15 protein-coding genes are annotated in these 22,294 nt (G+C 64.4%); 3 read left to right on the top strand and 12 right to left on the bottom strand.

Annotated elements, in window-relative coordinates:
- Positions 1–84: 84 nt before the first annotated feature.
- Entirely contained in the window at positions 85–321 is a 237-nt protein-coding gene (locus K0M74_RS03060) for a ribbon-helix-helix domain-containing protein (RefSeq protein WP_293967819.1), read from the top strand.
- On the opposite strand, the gene K0M74_RS03055 is transcribed toward K0M74_RS03060, so the two are convergent.
- From K0M74_RS03055 to K0M74_RS03000, 12 genes are all read right to left on the bottom strand, one after another.
- Positions 318–1,175 carry a hypothetical protein gene (locus K0M74_RS03055; RefSeq protein ID WP_293967817.1) on the bottom strand — a complete coding sequence of 286 codons (858 nt, stop codon included), beginning with the start codon at positions 1,173–1,175 and terminating at the stop codon, positions 318–320. The two genes, K0M74_RS03060 and K0M74_RS03055, sit on opposite strands and share 4 nt — an antisense overlap.
- Complete coding sequence (locus tag K0M74_RS03050) at positions 1,175–5,860, bottom strand: NAD-glutamate dehydrogenase domain-containing protein (protein ID WP_293967814.1); 4,686 nt, start codon at positions 5,858–5,860, stop codon at positions 1,175–1,177. Before K0M74_RS03050 ends, K0M74_RS03055 begins: the two co-directional genes overlap by 1 nt.
- Before the next feature lie 185 nt (positions 5,861–6,045).
- Positions 6,046–7,392 carry a hypothetical protein gene (locus tag K0M74_RS03045; protein WP_293967811.1) on the bottom strand — a complete coding sequence of 449 codons (1,347 nt, stop codon included), beginning with the start codon at positions 7,390–7,392 and terminating at the stop codon, positions 6,046–6,048.
- Between the two features lie 258 nt (positions 7,393–7,650).
- Complete coding sequence (locus K0M74_RS03040) at positions 7,651–8,262, bottom strand: TetR/AcrR family transcriptional regulator (RefSeq protein ID WP_293967809.1); 612 nt, start codon at positions 8,260–8,262, stop codon at positions 7,651–7,653.
- Between the two features lie 100 nt (positions 8,263–8,362).
- Complete coding sequence (locus tag K0M74_RS03035; protein ID WP_293967806.1) at positions 8,363–9,541, bottom strand: dipeptidase; 1,179 nt, start codon at positions 9,539–9,541, stop codon at positions 8,363–8,365.
- Entirely contained in the window at positions 9,538–11,115 is a 1,578-nt protein-coding gene (locus K0M74_RS03030) for a serine hydrolase (RefSeq protein ID WP_293967803.1), read from the bottom strand. Before K0M74_RS03030 ends, K0M74_RS03035 begins: the two co-directional genes overlap by 4 nt.
- Entirely contained in the window at positions 11,112–12,248 is a 1,137-nt protein-coding gene (locus K0M74_RS03025; protein ID WP_293967800.1) for a hypothetical protein, read from the bottom strand. The genes K0M74_RS03030 and K0M74_RS03025 overlap by 4 nt, the downstream gene beginning before the upstream one ends.
- Entirely contained in the window at positions 12,245–13,285 is a 1,041-nt protein-coding gene (locus tag K0M74_RS03020) for a DUF1611 domain-containing protein (RefSeq protein WP_293967798.1), read from the bottom strand. The genes K0M74_RS03025 and K0M74_RS03020 overlap by 4 nt, the downstream gene beginning before the upstream one ends.
- Positions 13,286–13,305: 20 nt before the next feature.
- Entirely contained in the window at positions 13,306–15,492 is a 2,187-nt protein-coding gene (locus K0M74_RS03015) for a TonB-dependent receptor (protein WP_293967795.1), read from the bottom strand.
- Positions 15,493–15,496: 4 nt separating this feature from the next.
- A complete protein-coding gene (locus tag K0M74_RS03010; protein WP_293967791.1) occupies positions 15,497–16,639 on the bottom strand; it encodes a membrane dipeptidase in 1,143 nt (380 codons plus the stop codon).
- 88 nt (positions 16,640–16,727) lie between these two features.
- Positions 16,728–17,720, bottom strand: coding sequence for a dipeptide epimerase (locus K0M74_RS03005; RefSeq protein ID WP_293967788.1), 993 nt, complete (start codon positions 17,718–17,720; stop codon positions 16,728–16,730).
- A gap of 11 nt (positions 17,721–17,731) precedes the next feature.
- Positions 17,732–19,711 (bottom strand): serine hydrolase, encoded by a 1,980-nt coding sequence (locus tag K0M74_RS03000; RefSeq protein WP_293967786.1) that lies wholly within the window; start codon positions 19,709–19,711, stop codon positions 17,732–17,734.
- 180 nt (positions 19,712–19,891) lie between these two features.
- Between K0M74_RS03000 and K0M74_RS02995 the strand changes: the two genes are divergently transcribed.
- The gene (locus K0M74_RS02995; RefSeq protein ID WP_293967783.1) at positions 19,892–20,476 is read left to right on the top strand and encodes an XRE family transcriptional regulator; all 585 of its coding nucleotides are present in this window, start codon (positions 19,892–19,894) and stop codon (positions 20,474–20,476) included.
- A 226-nt stretch (positions 20,477–20,702) separates the two neighbouring features.
- Positions 20,703–22,256 carry an amidohydrolase family protein gene (locus K0M74_RS02990; protein ID WP_293967781.1) on the top strand — a complete coding sequence of 518 codons (1,554 nt, stop codon included), beginning with the start codon at positions 20,703–20,705 and terminating at the stop codon, positions 22,254–22,256.
- Positions 22,257–22,294 lie beyond the last annotated feature (38 nt).

The following is a 22,294-nucleotide window of genomic DNA, read 5'->3' as shown; positions in this document are numbered from 1 at the left end:
CGGGGGGGGGGCCCCCCCAAAAAGGCCCCCCACCGGGGTTGCGGGCGGGCGCGGGTTTCCCGGCCGCCACTGGAGCTCCGATTGATGACCCAGCCCTTGCACCCTCCCGTCAAACGCTCGGTCACCATCGCCGGTCACCCGACCTCGATCAGCCTCGAGCCAATGTTCTGGGACGCGCTGGAGGCCGAGGCGGTGCGGCAGGCGCTGCCTGTCAACGCGCTCGTCGCGCGAATCGACGTCGCGCGGATGGAGGCCGACGATCCACCGAACCTGACCTCGGCGATCCGGCAATGGTTGTGGCGGCGGCGGACCGCCGACTAGATCGCGGCGTACACCGCATGCCCGAACGCCGCTCCCTTGTCGGGAGCATGATGCAGGAACAGCGAGGGTTCGATCAGTTCGAGTTCCATGATGTGGAGCTTGCCTGCTGCATCGCCGACCATATCGACGCGCGCGTAAACTGGCGGTGCGGGAGCCGCGGCCAGCGCTGCTGCTGCCAGCGCTTGCGCATCGGCACTCGCGTCCCACCCCGACTCGCGCCCACCGAATTGCTCCTGGACACGAAAGTCGCCCGCCGCGGGCCGTTTGACGATAGCGTGGCTGAAATTGCCCGCGAAGAAGAACAGCGAATATTCGCCGTCGGTCAGGATGCCGGGCATCAGCGGCTGGACGAGGCGGCGCTGGCCGAGTGCGTCGAGCGGCATCGCGTCGCCCGCCGCGATGCGGTGAGTACCGTCGGCGCCGCCCGAAATCGCGGGTTTGATAACAACCTCTTCCGTGCCGAGTTGCGCTCGCGCGTCGGCAAGGCTGGCATCGTCCAGCGCCGCAACCTCGACCGTCGGCACCACCGCGACACCCTTGGTGCCGAGGTCGGCCAGATACGCCTTGTCGCTGTTCCAGCGCAGCACCGGCACCGGATTGGCGACCGGCAGCGCGTCGGTCTCCAGCCGATCGAGCAGCGCGTACCAGGTCGCGACGTCGCGCTGATACCCCCAGGCAAAGAGCGGCAGGATCAGGTCATAGCCCGACAGGTCGCCAGGGTCGGTCCACACGCGCTGTTCGACGATCAGCCCGGCGCCGGTCAGCGCCGCCGCCTTGCGGGCCAAGGCAGGCTGCCAGTTTTCGGTATAGTTAGGCGCCGGCACGAGCATCACGACGCGGGGCTGGAAGGGCATTACCTCCCCAAAAGCCCGCGCGCCTGCCCCGCAATGTGCGACAGCATCGCGCCGTTGGGGTTCGGGATCGTCCGCGCACGCTCAACCGTCGCGCGGAACTGTTCGACGCGCGGGGCATGGTCGGCGAGCCATTTGGTCACCGCCGCGTCGAGGTCGCCCTTGGGAAGCCCCGCGAGGAAGCCCAGCCGCATCTGCTGGAAATCGCGCGCCAGGCTGTTGACAAGCAGGCGTTCCCAGGGATCGCCGGGGCTCATATGCGCCGCCAGCGTCTGCGCCCAGTCGAGCCCGAGCGCTTCGCCCAAATGGGTGAAGGCGCTGGTTACCGCGACCTCGTCGTCGCCGCGCCGCTCGGCAAGATCGACGATCCCGATCGCGCCGTCGGTCTTGAACAGCCGCACGACCGCCGCGGTCAGCGCCTCGGGCGCGCCGGCGTCGAGCAATTGCTGGGTCAGCATGTCCCACTGGCGCTTGACCGAGGGGCTGAGCAGCCCATCGACGCTGGCGTTCAACCGATCGACCCCGGGTTCGAGCCGCGCAACCACCGGTCCGGCCTGCGACAAGGTCTGGGTCACGCGCAGCAGATCGGCCATCTGCGAGGTCATCGCCGACGCCGCTTGGGCAAATAGCGACAAGCGCACGCTCTCAGCAATCTTGGCATCGTCCAGCGCGGTCCAGATCGCGGGCATGCCGAGCAGGCGCTCGACCGCGACAAATGCCGCAGCGATATCGCCGAGCGCGCAGCCCTCTTCCTCGACCAGTTCGAACGGATGGACGATGCCCATGCGGTTGATGATTCGGTTGGCGATCTTCGTCGCAATGATTTCGCGGCGCAGCTGGTGATCGGCGATCGCCGCCGCAAAATCGCGCTGCATTTCGGCCGGAAACGCCGCCGCAAGGTCGCTTGCCAGCGCCGGATCGTCGGGCAGGCTGCTGTTCTCGATCACTTCCTGCAACGCGAGCTTGGCGGTCGACAACAGCACAGCGAGTTCGGGACGCGTCAGCCCGCGCCCTTCGGCGGCGCGGCGGAGCAGCTCGTCGTTCGCCGCCAGACCTTCGACCTTGCGATCGAGCCGGCCCGACGCCTCGAACGTCTCCATCAGCCGGACATAGGAAGGCACCGCCGCCGAGCCGCCCTTTTCGGCGATCGACAGCGCCAGCGCCTGAAGGCGGTTATCCTCGAGCACCAGTTCGGCGACATCGTCGGTCATCCGCACCAGCAGTGCGTCACGCGTCTCTTGCGCCAGTCGTCCTTCGGCCATCTCGCGGTTCAGTGCGATCTTGATATTGACCTCATTATCCGAACAATCGACGCCGGCGCTGTTGTCGATGAAGTCGGTGTTGATCCGTCCGCCCTTCGCCGAAAAAGCGATGCGTGCGGCCTGCGTGGTGCCCAGGTTCGCACCTTCGCCGACGGCTTTCACACGCAGATCCTCGGCATCCACGCGCAGCGCGTCGTTGGCCGGGTCGCCGACCTCGGCATTATTCTGGCTCGCCGCCTTCACATAGGTACCGATGCCGCCGAACCACAGCAGGTCGGCGGGCGCCTTCAGGATCGCCGAGATCAGCGAGCCAGGGTCGATCTCGCTGACCGACAGGCCGAGCAACGCCTGCACTTCTGCGCTCAGCGGGATGCTCTTCTGGCTGCGCGGGAAGACGCCGCCACCCTTGGAGATCAGCTTGGCGTTATAATCGGTCCAGGATGAGCGCGGCAGGTTGAACATCCGCTCGCGTTCTTTCCAGCTTTTTGCCGGATCGGGATTGGGGTCGAGGAAGATGTGGCGATGGTCGAATGCCGCGACCAGCTGGATTGCTTTCGACAGCAGCATGCCATTGCCAAACACGTCACCCGACATGTCGCCGCAACCGACGACGCGGATCGTGTCGCTCTGCACATCGACGCCCATTTCGGCGAAATGGCGCCGAACCGACAGCCACGCGCCCTTGGCGGTGATGCCCATCGCCTTGTGGTCATAGCCGTTCGACCCACCGCTCGCGAACGCATCGCCGAGCCAGAAATCGCGTTCCATCGCGAGCGCATTGGCGACGTCGGAGAAGGTCGCGGTGCCCTTGTCGGCGGCGACGACGAAATAGGGATCGTCGCCGTCGTGGATCACGACGCCCTTGGGATGCTCGACTTTGCCCGCGACCAGATTGTCGGTGATCGACAGCAAGGAGCGGATGAAGATGCGATAGCATTCGGTGCCCTCGGCGAACCATGCATCGCGGTCGAGCGACGCGTCGGGCAGCGCCTTGGGATAGAAACCGCCCTTCGCGCCGGTCGGCACGATGACGGCATTCTTGACGCGCTGCGCCTTCATCAGCCCGAGTATCTCGGTGCGGAAGTCGTCGCGGCGATCCGACCAGCGGAGGCCGCCGCGCGCGACCGGACCAGCGCGCAGGTGAATGCCCTCGACGCGCGGCGAATAGACCCACACTTCGCGCCACGGAAGCGGTTTGGGCAGGCCCGGGACTTTGCTGCTATCGATCTTGAACGCCAGCGCTTCCGCTGCCGCGGGAGAAAAGGCATTGGTGCGCAGCGTCGCGCCGATCACGGCATGGAACAGGCGGAGGATGCGATCCTCGTCGATTGATTTGATGTCGGCAAAGCCCGCAAGAATGTCGGCTTCGAGCGCTTCGGCGCGCTTCGCATCGCGTGCCTTGGGATCGTGCAGGGTGCCGAAGCGCTCGATCAGCGCCCCGGTGAGTGCGGGCGCATGGCGCAGCGCGCTGACAACCGTGTCCATGCCATAGGCCGAGCCACCCTGACGCAGGTAACGGAACCAGGCGCGCAGCCACACGATGGCGCGCGGATCGGTCTGGTTGGTCAGCACCAGTTCGTTGAACGCGTCATTCTCGGCCTTGCCGCCGAGCACCGCGGCGATCGCGCCTTCGATCACTTCGGCGTAGGGCAGCAGCGCAAGTTCATCGACATTGGCGGGCAGGCGCAGAGTGAAATCGTGGATGACGATCGGCTGTTCGTCGTCGGCCTCCATCCCCGGCGCACGGCTCTGGCCGAGCGCGGTCGGGATTTCTTCGAGCACTTCGAAGCCGAAATGTTCAAGCGCGGGAACAACGTCGGACAAGGCGAGCGGCCCCACCGCGCTGTACACTTTCAGCCGCAGCCGGTCGTCGCCGTCGAGGCTTTTCTTCGCCAGCCGCACGCTGCGCGGATTTTCGGCGTCGAGATCGCGCAGGCGCAGGATGTCGCGCGCCGCTTCCTCGGGATTATAAAGGTTGCGGTAATTGGGGGGGAAGGTCGGGGCAAAGCGTGCCGCCAGCGCCGCGGCGCGCCCGGGATCGCCGCGCTTCGCCAGCGCCGCTTCGACCTCGGGCTGCCAGCCGCGCACCATCTGTTCGAGCTGGGTATTGAGCGCGTCGGTGTCGGGAACGACCCCGCCGCTGCGCAGGTCGAGCGTGTAGCGCAGCAGCGCCGCGCCGCCGTCTTCGAGCACCATCGTCCAGCCGATCACACCGGCTTTCGCCTCGCGCACCAGCATTGCTTCGACCGCGATGCGGCGACCGGTCGACACCTCGTCACGCGGCAGCCAGACGAACACGAACAGATGGCGGCCAAGTGCGCTGCGCACCGTCACCAGTTTCGGGCGCGGGCGGTCGGTGATCGACATCGACGTCAGCACCAGCGCTTCGAGTGAGGTCGCGTCGAATGCGATGAGCAAGTCGTGCGGCAGCGCGGTGAGCGCGTGGGCCAGCGCCTTGCCGGCATGGCCCGACGGATCGAAGCCAAATTTGGTCATTAGCGCGTCGAGCTGGGCGCGCAGTACGGGCACCTTGTCGGGGCGCGCAGACAGCGCGGCGCTCGTCCACAAACCGGCGTGGATCGACAGGCGCTCGACCTTTTTGCCCTTGAGTTCGGGGACAATGACGAGGTCGAGCAGCACCCGGCGGTGGACCGCAGACAACCGGTTCGATTTGATCAGCAGCGGCGCATGGCCACCGCCATCAAACCAGGCGAACGCCGCATCGAGTGCGGCGGGGGACAAGAGCTGGCTCTCGCTGCTCTCGCTGACCCCCAGCGGATCCTGCACCTTGCCGTCGCGCATTCGCCATTCATGGCCGAGCTGGGTCATCGCCCCGCCTTCGAACCACCGGAGCAGTTCGGCCGCCTCGCCGTCGACGCGCATCGCGGCATCGGCGAGCATCGCGGCGCGCATCGCACGCCAGTCGCGTACCGCGGCGCGGACATCGCGCAGCGCCGCTTCGAGTGCGTCGAGCAGGCGGCGGCGGGCGCGGGCGTCGCCGCGCTCCAGCTCCATATAGATCACCGACTCGCGCGCCGGACCTTCACCCGCTTCGAGCAGCTGTCCCTTGGCATCGCGCTTCACGGCGACGACGGGGTGGAGGATGCGGTGGACGGCAAGCCCCTGCGCCGCGACCATCTGCGAGGTCGAATCGACGAGGAAGGGCATGTCGTCGTTGACGATGACGAGCCGCATGCGGCGGTCGGTGCCGTCGGCGGCCATCGGTTCGAGCAGCAGCGACGGAGTGTCGGCAGCGCGGTCGAGCGAAGCGCGCCCGGCGAAATGGCTGGCGTCGACCAGTGCCGCCTTGTCCATATCGTCACCCTCGCCCGGCAGCGCGCTGCCATGCAGCGCCGCCAGATAGGCGGCGGCAATTTTGGCGGGGACTTTAGCGGTGGTGGCGGTGGGCGTGTCCGTTTCCGGCATGTCGGACGAATTTTGAGGCATAAAGTGCAGCATCCCGAACCAAAAGATGGGGATCCCTGCCGACGATCGGCGGGGGCCCGTTCGCTCCCCACCCTATGCGCCTGTGGCGCGCGCGGCTCAAGACCTCGTTCGCGCGCCCACGTTAAAATATTTCACGTTTCGGATCGACTGTTGCGCAAGCGCCGTTAGCCGCCGGTAATCGGCACCGCCTTGCGCGCCAGCTTGGCGATCAGCGCCGGATCATCAGCAGCTTTGGCGACGATGCCGATATGCCCGCCCGGCATGGCGCGCGCGATCAGCACGACAAATTCGGCGTCACCGGCGTCATGCTCGAGGATGATCGCCGGATGCGCGGTGCGCAAAGCGGCGAGTTTGTCGTCGGCTTTCGGCTCGGTATCACGCTCGGGTTTACGACGCGCGCGCGCGTCCTTGACCAAGCCTTTCAGGCCGCCCGGATAGCGGTCGAGATAAGCGGCGAGTTCGCCGCGGCCGATGCCTTCATCCTTGGCATGGCCCAGTACACAGGCATATTCGGCAAGGCGGGTTTTGTCGTAAGTCGCGCCGAAAACCAGCTTTACGACCGGCGTCATCGGGGCGCGGTCCTGCACCGCAAGTCCGGCATCGTCGAGCAGGGCAGCAAAGGCGCCGGGCTGCTGCTCTGCGACCAGCGCGAAATCCCATGCTTTGGCGACCGCCTGATACAGCGCGCCGCGGCTGCGACTGTCGGCGGCAATCGCGCGCTCGGCGGTTTCGCGCGCGAGCGCGAGCCAGTCGGCGAGTTCGGCGTCGGCGCCGGGGTCGCTGTCGCTCACATACGCATCGTCGGCATTGGGCGCGGCGACGATGGGCACGTCGCTCTTGTCGATCAAAGCGCCAAAGCCGGGGGTCGCATCTCCATCGGCGTCATCGTCAAGATGTTCGCTGTCGGGACCGTCGGCCCACACCGGCACCGGCGCGGTCAGCGGCGCGGCGCTGCGCAGCGCCTGTTCAACCGACAGCAACAATTCGGCGGCCTGATCGGCTGGCGCCGCTTCTTTCCAGTTGATCACGCCCATGATAAAATCGATCGTGTCGTCGTCGGACGAAAAGGGCAGCAAGATGCCACGATACATGATCGTGACGCCGCGATCGTTGACGAACTCGGCCTCAAAGCCGATCGGGGCGCGGTTGGCGATGATCTGAAGATAATGGTCGGTCAGCCGCGACAGCAGCGAGCGGCCCGGAATCTGGCTGATGTAATGGACATCCTCGTCGATCTGCGATTCTTCGCGCAGCCGGTCGCCGACAAAGGCGATACCGGGATTATCGACTCCGGCGGTGAAGTCGAGCAGCACCGAATGAGACCCGAAATCCGCGCGCTCCAGATCGAGGTCTTCGACCGACGGATAAGCGCGATCGGAAAGCAGCGACGCCCAGTAATTATAGGCGCGCACCTGCATCCGCCGTTCGTCGGCACCGACCGACGCGGGCGGATCGATCGCCCCGTCGTCCTGGTCGTGGCTGCCCGAAAGCAGTCCGCGCATGCTGTCCATCATTTATCCCCAGCCAAACACATCGGGGGATGTCATGCACCAGAAGTGGTAAAAGCCGCGTAAACGATGGCAAAGATGGGCCCGGCATCGACGGTGCCGCAACGGGTGTCGATTGGCGGATGCAAGGGTTCCGGCCGCCGCGCGATCTGTGTCACGCGGTGGCCGGTCCGGGGGGAGAGCCCGTTTATGTACCGGTGAGTACACAAAGTATCTGCGCCGTGTCAAGCGCATTCTGTACCGTTCAGTAAACTTATTCTACTAGCGCCCGGGCCAGAGCTTCAGTCCGGTTTCGACCAGCCGCTCGAGTTCGGCGCGCGTCGCACCCGCGCCCGCCTGCACCGCCATGCCCTGGTTCATCGCAGTCAAGAAAGCCGCGAGGCCAGCCGGGTCAACATCGTCCGGAAAATCACCCTCGTTCTTGGCGCGCGTAAAACGCTCAAGCATCGCCTGCTTCGCCGCCGCGCTGCGCGCCACAACGGCTTCGCGGATACACTCGGCTTCGGCGCCGCACGCGACCGAGTTGATCACCCCCAGGCAGCCGTTGGGATTTTCGGGACAGCTGTACATATCGAGCGCGCCGTACATCAGCCGTTCGGCCACCCCGCGCGCGGTCGGCGCGTCGAGCGCGGCGCGCATATAATCGGTCTTTTCGCGCTCATAGAGGTCGAGCGCCTTGTTAAACAGCGCCTCCTTGTTGCCAAACGCGGCGTAAAGGCTGGGCTTGGTGATCCCCATCGCTTCGGTGAGGTCAGCCATCGACGCGCCCTCATAGCCCTTGGACCAAAAGACCCGCAGCGCCGCCGCCAGCGCGGCATCGACGCAAAACTCGCGCGGGCGACCTTTTGAAACGGTGGCGGCTTCGATTTCCATAACGGGTGGTATATAAATTGCGATGCGGCGAATGTCCAGTCTCCCCGGGAAGCGGGTGCGAAAGGCTTAACCGCAGTGCCGCAAACCCAGGATCGCAATGCTATCCGCGCTGCGCCGCCAGCACCCTCAGGATATTGCCGCTCCACATCTTTTCGATATCGACGTCGGAGTAACCCGCAGACTTCAAGCGCTCGGTAACCTTCGGCAGCGCCGAAATATCCTCGATCCCGGCCAGCCCGCCGCCGCCGTCCCAGTCGGCGCCAAAGCAGATATGATCGACGCCGCCGACTTCGATCGCGCGCAGCACCATTGCCATATATTGCTCGAAATCAGCCGCCCACAGCGGCTCGGTCTTGTCGAGTTCGCGCCACTTGTGATTGAGCTCGGCCTGCTGCGCGGGCGACAAGGTGCCGATACGCTCATATTGGCCGAACAATTCGCCGCGCGCCGGGGTCATGTTCATATCCGACATGAAGATCGTCGAGATACACATCGCGCCGCCCTTCACCGCCAGTGCTTTCAGCCGCCCCTCATCCAGGTTGCGCGGATGATCGTTGGCCGAGCGCAGGCTCGAATGCGACAGGATGATCGGAAATTTCGACAACGCCAGCAGCTGATCGAACGCGGCATCGGACGCATGGCTGGCGTCGATGACGATGCCGAGCCGGTTCATTTCGGCCACCCACTGCTTGCCGAGCGGGCTGAGGCCCCTCCAGCGCGCCTCGCCGGTCGCGCTGTCGGCGAACTGGTTGGTCTTCGAATGCACCGGCCCCGCCATGCGGACGCCTTTTTGGTGGAACTCGGCGAGCAGCGTGACATCGTCGCCAAGTGGATAGCTGTTTTCCATCGACTTATACGCGATGAGCTTGCCAGCCTTGCTCAGCGTCCGCGCGTCAGCGACGGTCCGCGCGGCACCGATGGCCTCGCCATGCTTGGTGATCGTCGCGTCGATCAGGTCGGATCGCTCGCGGGCGAACGCCAGGGCATCGGCATATCCTTTTGCGTCGAGCGCGCCCTGCTCGGTGTAGATGACGAAGAAGCCGCCATCGAGATTGCCATCCTTCATCCGCGGAATGTCGAGCTGGACCATATCGCCCGTGGCGCTGTGGCGGTCGGCAAAGCTCCATCCCTGCCGCTCGAAATGCAGCGGGGTGTCGAGGTGGGTGTCGAGCACCAGCATCCGGCTGTGCAGCGGTGCATCGGGCGCCTTTACCGCCTCCTCACCGGTCGAGCACGCCGATAGCGCGGTGGCGGCCAGCAGGATCGCGAGGTGCTTCACTTCTTGTCCTCCACCGGTTTCAGGTCGAGATCGTGATAGTCCCAGCTGAAATCGGCAATCTTGCTCACCGCCTTCATCGTCACGCCGGTGATCTTGCCCTCCGCATCGAGCGCGAACGTCACATAAGCAGGTTCGATCGCCGGGTCATCGAAATCGGTGACGAAGCTGTCATATTGCCAATGTTTGAGCCGTCCCGCCATGCGCGGGGTCGAGGTAAAGTCGATCGTCAGGTCGGTCGCTGCCGACCCGATCACGACATCGCCGTACCAAGGATCTCGATAGCGCCCGGCATAGCCAACAAGCGCCAGCGACGGTCCCGATTTTGCGGGAGCAGCCTGCGTCTGTTTCAGATACTCCACTCCGCCCGCGAGCCGCGATTGATACCAATCTTCCCATTTGTCGATCCAGCCATAATCGGGTTGATCAAGATAATGGTCGAGCAGGTCGTAGTAGAGGCCGAGGAGCATCCCGCTGTCCTCGCTGTTCATCATGATCGCAAAACCGACATTTTTGTCGGGGATCATCACGACGCGGGTGATCGATCCGAACACCCCGCCGCTATGCTGGACGATGCGGTGGCCGCGATAATCCTGCACCTGCCAGCCGAGCGCATAAGCCTGCTGGTTGGGCTGCGCGGGTTTCAGGCTGTCGGGCAGCGGGGTGATCGGCATCGGGGTCACCGGCGCCCACATTTCTCTGGCCTGCTCTTCGCTGAACAGTCGCTTGCCGTTGGGCAGCGCGCCATAAGCGAGCTGGATCTTGAGCCACGCCGCCATGTCGTCGGCGCTGAGCGCCAGCCCGCCCGCCGGCGCACCGTTGCGGCCCAGCTCGTCGCGTTCGTTCAGCGCCTGCTGCGGGCCGAGACCGCGCAGCGGCCCCGACAGCCGCGCGTGCGGCCATGAGCGGTTGGGAATGCGGAAACGGTCCTCGCTGTCGGTCGTCCCGTCTTTCATGCCGCCGGGGCGCAGGAGGCGATCGCGCATGAACACCTCCCACGTCTTGCCGGTGACCTCCTCGATCAACTGGCCCGCGACCGCGTAGAGAATGTTGTCATAGGCATAAGCCGAGCGGAAACTGGTCTGCGGCTTGAGGTAAGCGACGCGTTCGACCGTCTGCTTGCGCGTGAGGTTGGTGCGCGGCACGAACATCAGATCGCCCTGCCCCAGCCCCAGACCGCTGCGGTGGACGAGCAGGTCGCGGATGGTAATCTCGCGCGTCACCCACGCGTCGTGCATGCGAAACCACGGCATATGCTTGATGACGGGATCGTCCCACCCGATCTTGCCTTCGTCGACAAGGATCGCCAGCGCCGCCGCGGTCATCGCCTTGCCGGTCGATCCGGTCTGGAACAATGTTTGTTTATCGACCGGCGCGCGCTCGCCGAGCTTGCGGACGCCCCAGCCGCGCGAGAGCGTGGTCTCGCCATCCTCGACGATCGCGATCGATACGCCGGGCGCGCCGATCTTCTGGCGCAAGGTTTCGACCGTTTCGACAATGTCCTTGGGCGGGTCAGCCCAGGCGGGTGCGGCAACCGACAGCATCAATGAGAGAGCAAGCAGGCGGACGGCTTTCATGGGACGGTCTCCATTGGAACGGGAGCGGGGCGCAGCAGGCGCCAGACGCCGATGGTCAGCAACGGCGCGACAAAGACGATCAGGAACAGCCAGGCGAGGAAGCGATACCCGCTGGCGATCAGGTCGACCAGGCCGATGCGCGCCGCAACGAACATGCACCCGACCAATATGACCCCGCCGATCGCGGCGCGCGCGCCGGTGCCGAGCGGCGGACGCCCTCGCGTCTCGACGACCCCCGACACCCGTTCGTTGATCGCATGGATCGCGCCGACCCCGCTTTCGAGCAACGCGGCAAAGATCATCAGCTGGAACAGAATGTGGAACCCCGGCACCGCCATTTGGCGGAGCAGGAAATCGGACGGCAGCGTTTCAGCGCCGATAGCTGGATAGAAGGCCATCATCGCGACAAAGAACAGGATTGCGGGCAGCATCGTCAGCGGACCAGCGATGATCCCCGCCAGCACTGCATCGCGCTGGCTGGTCAGGTGGCGCAGCACCGGCAGGATGATCACCGCGCCGACGATGTTATAACTCGCATAGGTCAATCCGCCCGCGACCCAATTGCCAGAGGGCGGCGGCGCTTCGGCAAAACCCTCGGCAATCAGGCCACCGAAGCTGGTTAGAGCGAATATCAGGAATAGCGCATAAACCGCATAGATCAGCATCGAGGCATATTTGAACAATGTCTCGACGGTGTGGGTGCCGAAGGCCGTGAAGGCGACGATGCTGGTCGCCAGCACTATGGAACCGGCGAGTTCGGGCCAGCCAAAAGTCGCGGCGCCGATCGCGCCGGCCGCGGCGCCGAACACGGCAAGGATCAGGATGACAAAAATCAGATAGGCCAGCTCGAACGCGACCCAGCCCGGGCCAAGCAGCCCCTGAAAAAACGCACGATAGTCATAGGCGCCCATCTTGCGCGCCAGTGCGAACGTAATTGCCGCGACGACGCTCCAGATCAAGGTAGCCATCAGCATCGCTGACAGCCCGCCCCACGGCCCCGACGGCACAAAATATTCGGCGAGTTCGCGGCCAGTGGCATAGCCGCCGCCGATGATCACCGCTTTCAGCGCCAGTCCGGGCAGCAGGAAGCGCTGGAACCAGCTCGACCTACTCCCCGTCTCGCCCACGCTCACGCGAGAATATTTTCGACAAGCGCGTCGAACGATGCGCCGCCGCGGATCGGATCGGTGACCGGCAGGCTGAGCCGCTGGCGCTCCGCCGCCATCAGCGCTTCGGCGGCGTCGGCGTCATAGCTCGACGTGTTCAGGCTGACCCCGCCGCAGCGGATCGCCGGATTGGTCCGGCTGCCGAGGCGGATCGTCAGGTCGATAACCTCCTCGATCGACGGCAGCGCAAAGCTCTCCATGCCCAGGATCACCTTGCGCGTCGGATCGTGACACACGACAAACACATCGGGCTGGCTGCCGTGCAGCAAACCGAGCGACACCGCGGCATAAGCCGGGTTGAAGATCGACCCCTGCCCCTCGATCAAATCCCAATGGTCAGCAGGCGCATCGGGGCTGAGGATTTCCGCCGCTCCTGCCTCGAAATCCGAAACGACCGCGTCCATCGGCATCCCGCCGCCGGCAATCATGATGCCCGTCTGTCCAGTGGCGCGAAAATCGGCATCGATGCCGCGTTCGACGAACGCGCGATGCAGCGCCAGCGCAGTATATTTCTTGCCGAGCGCACAGTCGGTGCCGACGGTCAGCAATCGTTTGCCGCTGCGCTTGCGGCCGTTGCCGATCGGAATCGACGGCGGCGGCGTCCGCACGTCGATGAGCCGCTGGCCGGTGCGCTTTGCCGCCTCGGCCAGCGCAGGCAGGCTCGCCAGCCGGACGTGCAGCCCGCTGACGATGTCGAGTCCCGCCTCCATCGCCTCGACCAGCGCGGCGATCCAGCTGTCGCCAATCACCCCGCCCTGGTTGGCCACTCCGATCACCAGCGACCGCGCCCCAGCCGCCCGCGCCTCTGCGGGCGACATCGGTGGCAGGCCGGTGGTGACGGTGCAGCCGCCGATCGCCAGCTCGCCAACGCAGCGATCCGCCGCCCAGTCGGCCAGACCGAAGGCGGTCTTGGCATAACCCGCCTCGGTCGTGTCGCCGAGGAACAGCAGATAGGGCTGCGGCAGGGTCAGGCTGCTCTCCAGCCTGCCGGTGGGCGCGTTCATCGTTTCCAACTCCAATCCGCTCAAAAGGCCAGGTCGAGTGCGACACCCACCGTGCGCGGCTGGAGCGGAGAAATGCCAAGGAAGCTCGGCTGATTGAGCCCGTTGGCAAAGGTCGAGCGCGCCATCTCACCCTGATTGTCGAGCAGGTTGCGAGCATAGGCGCGCAATGTCCAATGATCGTTGAAGGTGATCGAAGCGTTGAGATCGACCGATGTGTAAGGCTTGGCCGTCGCAACTAGCGGATCGCTTTCGACCAGCGACAGGCGGTTGCTGGCGTGGCGGACACCGGCGCCAAAACTGCCCTTGTTGCCCCCGCCCAGTTCGAATTCATAATCGGCGCGGAGCGCGCCGCTGAACTTCGGTACGGCGGGCAGGCGGTCGCCATCGGCGCCGCTGATGTCGGGCACATCCTCGCTGAGCGTGGCGTCGGTGTAGCTGCCGGTGGCGCTGATCGTCAGGCCGGGGGTCGGACGCAGCGCAAAGCTGCCCTCGATCCCTTTGCTCCGCGCCTTGCCGCCGTTCGCCCCGCCCGATACGCCGCCGAACGAACGCACGACCTGGATGTCGGTCCAGTCCATCAGGAAGAGCGCGACATCGACCGAAACCAACCGATCGGCAAAGTCGGCCTTCAGCCCGATTTCATAGTTTTTCATCCTGTCGGCATCGACCGTCGGCGGGACGTTGGGGACGATGACGTTCGGTCCGCCCGGGCGATATCCGGTTGCGAGGCGCGCATAGAGCATCGCGTCATCATTGATGTGGAATTGCGGGCTGATCGAGTAAGTGAAGACGCTTTCGGCCGATTTGCCCGGATCGTCGGCCTGCGGCACGATCGCGCCCGAGCTGATCTGGCGGAAGGTCTGCTTGTTGCGCGCCCAGCGCAGGCCGCCGGTGATTTCGAACTGCTCGCTGAGCTTGAAGGTGCCGTTGCCGAAGATCGCATATTCCTTGTAGGTCGCGGGCAGGCCGACGATCGCCAGCGGATCAAGACCGGGGATCGGATTGCCCGCCATGTCGAACGAGCGGACCAACTGCGCGTTGCTGGTCGTCTCGTCGGTGAAGAAGCCGCCGATCAGCCATTCGAACCGTCCGCCACTTGGCGAAGCAAGCCGCACTTCCTGCGTCCATTTCTTCAGGCCGAGATCGAGCGAGAAGGGCGTGATCCCCGGCGGCACCGCGCCGCCGGTGAGCAGCGGGAAGAGCACGCCAAAGGCGTAGCTCGCGTCCTGCAGCTGCGCGCTCTGCGTCTTGCTGTAGGTCGTGGCCGAGGTCAGCGTCGCCGCGCCGAAATCATAATCGAGCGTCGCCGAATAATAGTCGAGATCGATATCGTAGGATTCAGGAACAAAATTGTTAAACGAACGTCCGTCGCCGAGGCGCGCGCCGGTCAGATCGGCGGCGTAAAGACCATTGCCGGCGGAATCGAGCGACTGCCATATCCCGGCGAGCTTCACGCTGAATTCAGGCGTCGGGGTCCACAGCAGCGCCGCACGGCCGCCGCGCTGCTCATAATCATTCTGATCCTTCAGCGCGGCATTGTTGACGCTGTCGACCCAGCCCGGGGTGCTGCGCCAGGCAAAGCTGCCGCTGACCGCCAGCTTGTCCTGCACGATCGGCACATTGACCATCACCTGCGCGCCCCAGCCGAGCCCGTCGCCGCCCTTGATCGCGAAGCCTTCGACCCCCGCCTTGACGCTGAATGCATTGGTGTTCGGCTGAACGGTGACATATTTCACCAGCCCGCCGATCGAGCTGGCGCCATAGAGCGTGCCCTGCGGCCCCTTGAGCACTTCGATCCGTTCCAGGTCATAGGGCATGAGGTCAATCGTGAACGCCCCGGCGCGGTTGTAGATCGCGCTGGAGCCTACCGGCGCGTCGTCGAGATAGATGCCGACGGTCTGGCTGGAGTTCAGCGGCGCGACACCGCGCAGGGTGATCGTCGTCTGACCGGGCGTGCCGCTGTTGCTGACATTCATGCCGGGGACGTAACCCGCATAGTCGACCAGCGATGCCGAGCCCTGTTGCTGCAGCTCTTCACCATTCACAACGGCGATCGAGATCGGCACGTCCTGGACATTCTGGACGCGTTTCTGCGCGGTGACGACGATTTCGCCCGCCGCCTCAACCGCACCCGGTTCCTGCGCCTGCGCTGGCATTGCGGCGATCAATGCGGCCATGCTTGCCGCGAAATAAAGTCCCTTGTTCATTGTCTTACCCCCAGACTTGCGCCAGCAGGCGGCGGAAATTGCCCCCCAACACGGCGGTGATGTTGTCGTTTGAATATCCCCGGCGGATCAGTTCCTCGGTCAGGTCAAAGACCTTCAAAGGATGGTCGAAACCGTCGATGTCGATCTTGTCGCGAAAGGCGTAGCTGCCCTTGTAGGCGCCCTTGAGCAGCGCATATTCGTCGGGCTTCATGTCATCGTAGCCGTGCAAATCGGCGTCCGATCCGATCCCGACATGATCTATCCCGACCAGCTTGGCGACATAGTCGATATGGTCGGCCATATGCCCGACATTGGTCGGATCGGTGGTGCTTACGAACATGCGAACGCCGGTTATCCCCATCACCCCGCCCTTGGCCGCGAGCGCCTTGATCGCTGCGTCTCTCTTGACCCGCGGATGATCGACCAGCGCGCGCACGTTGCTGTGGGTGATCGCGATCGGCCCCTTGGCGATCGCGATCGCGTCCAAGGTCGTTTGGTCGCCGCAATGCGAGACATCGACGAGCATGTGCTGCTTTTCCATTTCGGCAATGATCGCGGCGCCATAATCGCTGATCCCGCCGTCGACCCTTTCGGTGCTTCCCGATCCGATCAGATTCTGGCTGTTGTACGTTAGCTGCGCGCAGCGCAGGCCGAGGCGGCGGAACAGCGCAACATCCTCGATCTTCTCAAAATGCTCGGCATTCTGGATGCCCATGATGACCGCGCATTTTTTATCAGCCTTGGCGCGGTCGAGATCGGCAACGCCATCGACCAGCGTGAACACATGGCTATTGCGCCCGGCAAAGCCCTGCCAACCCGCGAGAAAGGTCAGCGCCTGCTCTTTTGCATCGGGACCGCCGAGACCATAGGCGTTGTGAAAGCCGGTGATGCCGCTAGCCTTGAACTCGGCCGCCTCGGCATCGGTCAAACGGTGGGTGATATAGTCGGCCGACAGCGTGATCTTGAGCGGCGCCAGCATGTCGATGACGAGCGACGAGGCAACCAGATCGACCGCGCGGCGCGAATAGGCGCGCGCTGGCGCCGCGGCAATCGCATAGCTTCCCTTGTTCACCATCGGCGCAGACAAGGCGGCGCCGACCGCGCCCGCGATGATCGCACGGCGCGTTGCTGCGAATGACCCGGTCATTCCAGCCTCCCTCTCAGCTAAGTTTCAGTATGACGACTATTGTCCTAATCAGAAAATTGTCAACCCATTTAGGACATGTAGTTGTCATCTATCCCCAAATTCCTGCCGGGCAATGAATCATCCCGCCCCGATATTCGACGGACGGTACCCGATCGCGCGCCAGGAAGGTCGGTCCGTCGAGGTCGACGATATCGCACAGCTGGCCCAGCACGAACGACGGCGCCATCGACAGGCTTGTCCCCATCATGTTGCCGACCATCACGTCGAGCCCCAGTTTCCGCGCCTGCCGCGCGATCGCCAGCCCCTCGGTCAGCCCGCCGCATTTATCGAGCTTGATGTTGACCACATCGAAGCGCCCGACGAGCGTCGCGGTGTCGGCGAGCGTCACCGCGCTTTCGTCGGCGACAAAGGGCAGAGGACGTTTCAGTCCGTCGAGATCAGCTTCGCGCCCGCGCTTCAGCGGCTGTTCAAGCTGCGCAACCCTGGTATCGACAAGCACCGGTAGCAGCTCCGCCAGCGTGGCAATGTCATAGCCCTGATTGGCATCGACCCCGATCCACGCATGCGGCCGCGCAGTGCGGATCGCGACAACACGGGCGATGTCGTCACTCAGATCACCGGTCAGCTTGACCTTGATCGGCGCCTCGGGATCGATCGCCAGCGCCGCCTTCGCCATATTGCCCGCACTATCGGCGCCAAGCGTCAAGGTTGAAGGCAGCGCGCGCGGCGGCTTTAATCCCGCCAGCTCCCACACCGGCCGTCCCGCCTGCTTCGCCTCCAGATCCCAATAGGCACAGTCGAGCGCATTGCGCGCGCCGCCCGGCGGCAGCAATTGCTGCAAATCCGCGCGCGCCGCGCCGCGCTCGATTGCGTCGCGGACGCGCGTCGCTTCGGCCAGCATATGGTCGATATCATCACCCAGATAATAGACCCCGGCCCCTTCGCCGCGTCCGACGTGCGTGCCGTCGGACAGTTCGGCGACCAGCAGCGCGGTTTCGGTGAAGACATGCCCCGAAATGCGGAACGGCTGGTGGTAGGCAAAACGCTCGACCCGCAGGTCGAGCGTCAGTTCTTGCGTCATTTGCGTCGCCATCAATAAACCAATCCAAAGCCATAGAGGTTGAAGGCGAGTGTCGCCCACACCAGCACCAGCGCCGCGAGCACCAGCAGCACCGCGCCGAGCTTCATCGTCCAACGACGCTTGTCCTTGATCGTCAGCCACAAGTGCCAGCCCGCCGTCGCTAGCAAGCCGAAAGACGCCACCGGGGTCAGGACACGCAGCAGGTGGATCAGCCAGTCGAGCGGGCCGCCCAAGCTGCCTATATCGGCCGAGAAAGCGGCGATCAGGCCGAGCCAGCCCGCAAGCGCCGCCAGCACCAGCCAGGCGAACCCCCGCGATAGCCGATAGACGCGACGCGATTTACCTTCGAGCGCGAAATCGGCCTTGAAGCTGCGCCGTACCAGCGCGCGTACCGGCCACGCCAGCGCGGCGAGCAGCACGATGCCGAGCGCCGCAATCAGCGCCGGATTAAGCCACGCCGCATTGACGCTGGCAGGCGCGGGTTCGAACACCATGAACGGCGAACCGGCATCGACGCTGAAGCGCACGACGCGGCCGTCCTTGACCTCGGCCGCGAGGCGCTCGCCCGTGCCGCGGTCGCGCCACACGAACGGCTCGACCTCGACCCAGTCGCGCGCGCCGGCACCCAAGCCGTCGAGCGCGGGGAAGCTGATCTTGCCGTCTTCGGTCAGCGAGATCGTCGCCTGCCCCAACAGCCCGAGCAGGCTCATGAAGTTGGTGAACGACCCGCGGCTGCTGACATAATTGCCGACCATCATCTGCGCATGTTGGGCGGCGGTCTTGGCGTCTACGGTTCCCGCCTTGTCTTCGCCCGGAAGGTAACGATCGGCAAATTTATGGAACAGCGCGCTACGCACCGCCCCCGCATCGCCCTGCGTCCCGGCGCTGTTCATCGACACATAAACGCCAATGTCATCCTCGGGGAACAGCCACAGATAGGAGTGGAACCAGACGGTATCGCCGCCATGCGCGATCGCGCGCCGACCGTTGACCCATTGTTCGTAGAAACCAAGTGCCATGCTGTTGAGCGGGCCAACGCCGGGCGCCTTGAAATCGTGCATCTGTTTTGCAGTCTCGGGCTTCAGAAGCCCGGCCCCGTCGTTCAGATGCGCGATCATGAATTTACCCATGTCGGCGCCACTCGCCGACAGGCTTCCCGCCGGTCCCGGGATGACGATCTCGAACGGTTTCGCCTTTTGCGTCACGTCGGGATAGCCCTTGGCCATATGCGGCGCGAGGCGTGCTGGCAGCGGCTGGCGGAAGGTCGAATGCGTCATACCAAGCGGTGTAAATATATGATTTTCGATATAATTGTCGAACGGCTCGCCGCTGACGCGCTCGACGATATAGCCCGCGAGCGCGGTGGCGTAATTGGAGTAAGCGGGGGTCGTCCCCGGCGCAAAGACGCGCTGCGGCAACGCCATTGGCATCTGCTCCTTCAGCGTCATCACCGCCTTGGGGTCGCTGCTGATCAGGTGCCGTACGGACTCTTCAAAACCCGCAGTATGCGTCATGATGTTGCGCATCGTGACCGGCTTGCCCTGATAGGCCGGAATCTTGAAATCGAGATAGGCGTTCACATCCTTGTCGAGATCGATCTTGCCCGCCTCGACCTGCTGCATCACCGCGGTCCAGGTCAGCAGTTTCGACACCGAGCCGGGTCGGAACATGGTCGTTTCGGGCAGCACCGGCGCACGATTAGCGACATCGGCAAAGCCATAGCCCTTTTGCAGCACGACCTGATCGCCGCGCACGACGACGACGACCGCACCGGGGATGCGCGCGCGCTCGAGCGCGTAGGGCAGATAGCCGTCCATCCACGCCTCAAGGTCGGCGGCGTCGAGCGTCACCGGGCTAGTCGGTGCCGCGGGTGCGGTCGCCGCGGCCGTTTCCACCTTCTTCGCCGTCGGCGCGGGCAGCGGCCCCTGCGCCGCGAGTGGTAGCGCGGCGAGCGCCGCCAGTCCGATCATCACCTTGCGGATGAAACGCATCACTTTCCCCTTTTATTCGGCACGCCCTGTCTGACCTTGCAGCAAGCCGCGCGACGTCTTACCAAGGGTCAACAACTGTTAACCCAATAGGGACATAATGATCCTGATTAGAAAATTGTCAAACATGGAATGGAAAAATTGATGGCGGCTCGCGCGGCCCCACCCACACTCGGCACTGTGATGAAGAGCATTCGCTCGCGAAACGGCTGGACGCTCAAGGAGATGAGTGCGAAATCGGGCATCCCGGTCTCGACGCTGTCAAAAGTCGAGCATGACCGGCTGACGCTGAGTTATGACAAGCTGCAGCAGCTCAGCCAGCGACTCAGCATCCGCATGGCGGACCTCTTCGCCGAAGATGAGAGCGACAGCGCGCCGCGCGTCACCGGCCGCCGCAGCGTCGGGACGATCGACCAGGCCGTGCGCGTCACCACCGACAACTACGACTATCACTATCTATGTACAGACCTGCGCCAGAAACGGATGATCCCGATCATCACCCGTATCCGCGCCCACAGCGCGAGCGAGTTCGGCGAGCTTGTCCGCCATCAGGGCGAGGAATTCATCTATGTGCTGGAAGGCGCGATCGAGATTCACACCGAATTTTACGACCCCGTCGCGCTGAAGACCGGTCAGGGCATCTATCTCGATTCGTCCATGGGCCACGCCTATGTGGTCGCCGAGGGGTTCGAAGAAGCGCTCGTACTGGGAGTCTGTTCGAGCGCCGACGACGGACTGATGGATTCGCTGATGAGCCTGCACGGCTGACGCCTTTCCACCACGTCCGACCGTTCGGCTCTAGCCAGCCGGGCCAGCATGACGGCCGCACCGGACCCCGCAAAAAGGTCAACCGTGCGCCAAAGTCGACACCGGTGACAGGCCTGTATCCACTCGTGCTTTTTCGAAATTCTCTGCAGAATGTTGGATCCACGTACAATTGCATTCCGTTGTCCATTTGGGCATCCTTCCGCCGTTATGGACAAGGGAGGTTTATATGCCGCGTGACTTGACGCGTCGCCAGCTCGCTGGCGGCGCTGTTGCCTTAACCACGCTGGCAACCCTGCCGATGCTGGCCGCTGCCCAGGGCGACGCATCAACCTATTTTCGCGATGTCCTGTTGGTCGATGGGACCGGGAGTCTGCCTCGCCGCGCCGACGTCACCGTTGTCGGTGAACGTGTTGCTACTATTTTGCCGCCGGGCGGGTCGGTCCCCGATGGCGCGCGCCTTGTACCGGGAGAAGGACGCGTCCTTGCACCCGGATTTATCGACACCCACACGCATGGCGATCCGCTGGAACAATCCTATGATGCCTTCCTCGCCATGGGGGTGACCACCATTTTGCTGGGGGTGGACGGCAGCGGCCCCCGCATCGGGGACGATCTGGACCTGCGAACCTGGCTCTCGGCCGCGGATCGCGCCGCGCTGCCGCTGAATGTCGCCGCGCTCGCAAGCCACGGCACGCTGCGCCGCGCCGCTGGCATCCCGGACGCGATGCGCCAGCCTGACGATGCCGCGCTCGCTCGGATGGCGGCGCAGCTTGACCGGGAGCTGACCGCTGGCGCCTTCGGGATCTCTTACGGGCTGGAATATGTTCCGGGCATTTATGCCGAAAGCGCCGAACTCGCCAGCCTCGCCCAAACCGTCGCGCGCCACGACGGCGTGGTCATGAGCCACATGCGGTCCGAAAATGACGACGAGATCGAGGCCTCGATCGAGGAACTGATTGCGTCTGCGCGCCCCGGTCGGCCCCACATCTCGCACCTGAAAATAGTGTTTGGCAAAGGCGAAGCCCGTGCCCGCCAGCTGCTCGACTATATTGCCGCCAAACGCCGTGCCGGTATCGATCTGACCGCGGACGCCTATCCGTACAGCGCTGGCTATACCGGGATTGCGCTGCTCTTCCCCGAATGGGCTTTGCCGCCCAGCGACTACCGCGCCATCGTCGCAGGCCGACGGCAGGAGCTGCGCGATCATCTGATCGCGCGCATGACCCGGCGCGGCGGGCCAGCGGCGCTCCTGATCGGCACCGCGCCTTTTGCCGGAAAAACATTGGCTCAAGCCGCGGACGAAGCAGGGCTCCATTATGCCGATTTCCTGATCAAGATCGGTCCGGGCGGCGCCTCTGGCGCGCATTTCACCATGGACGACGCGCTACAAGAGATGCTCGTACTCGATGCCGATGTCGCGATCTCGACCGACGGGGGTCCGGGAATGCGCCACCCGCGAGCCACCGGAACCTATGCCAAACTCATCGAACAATATGTCGTGAACGAGGGTCGGCTCCCGATCGAGAAGGCCGTCCGCAAGGCGACTGCGCTCCCGGCGCAAATCCTGCGACTCCCCGATCGCGGAACGATGAGACCGGGCATGAAGGCCGACCTCATCCTGTTCGCTCCCGACCGCGTGAAAGCGCGCTCGACTTACCTCGACCCCTTTGCCCAGGCACAAGGATTTGACATGGTCATGGTGAACGGACGGGTCGCCTTTGAAGGCGGTGAGCGTGTGGGCGCTCCCGGTCGCCTGCTGCGCGCGGCCAAGGTGTCCTGACCAGATTCGGGAGAATTGTAACCTCAGGTCGGTTGGGC

The sequence above is a fragment of the Sphingopyxis sp. genome (assembly GCF_019459305.1).
Taxonomy (GTDB): Bacteria; Pseudomonadota; Alphaproteobacteria; order Sphingomonadales; family Sphingomonadaceae; genus Sphingopyxis.
This window is presented reverse-complemented; position numbering and strand designations above follow the sequence as displayed.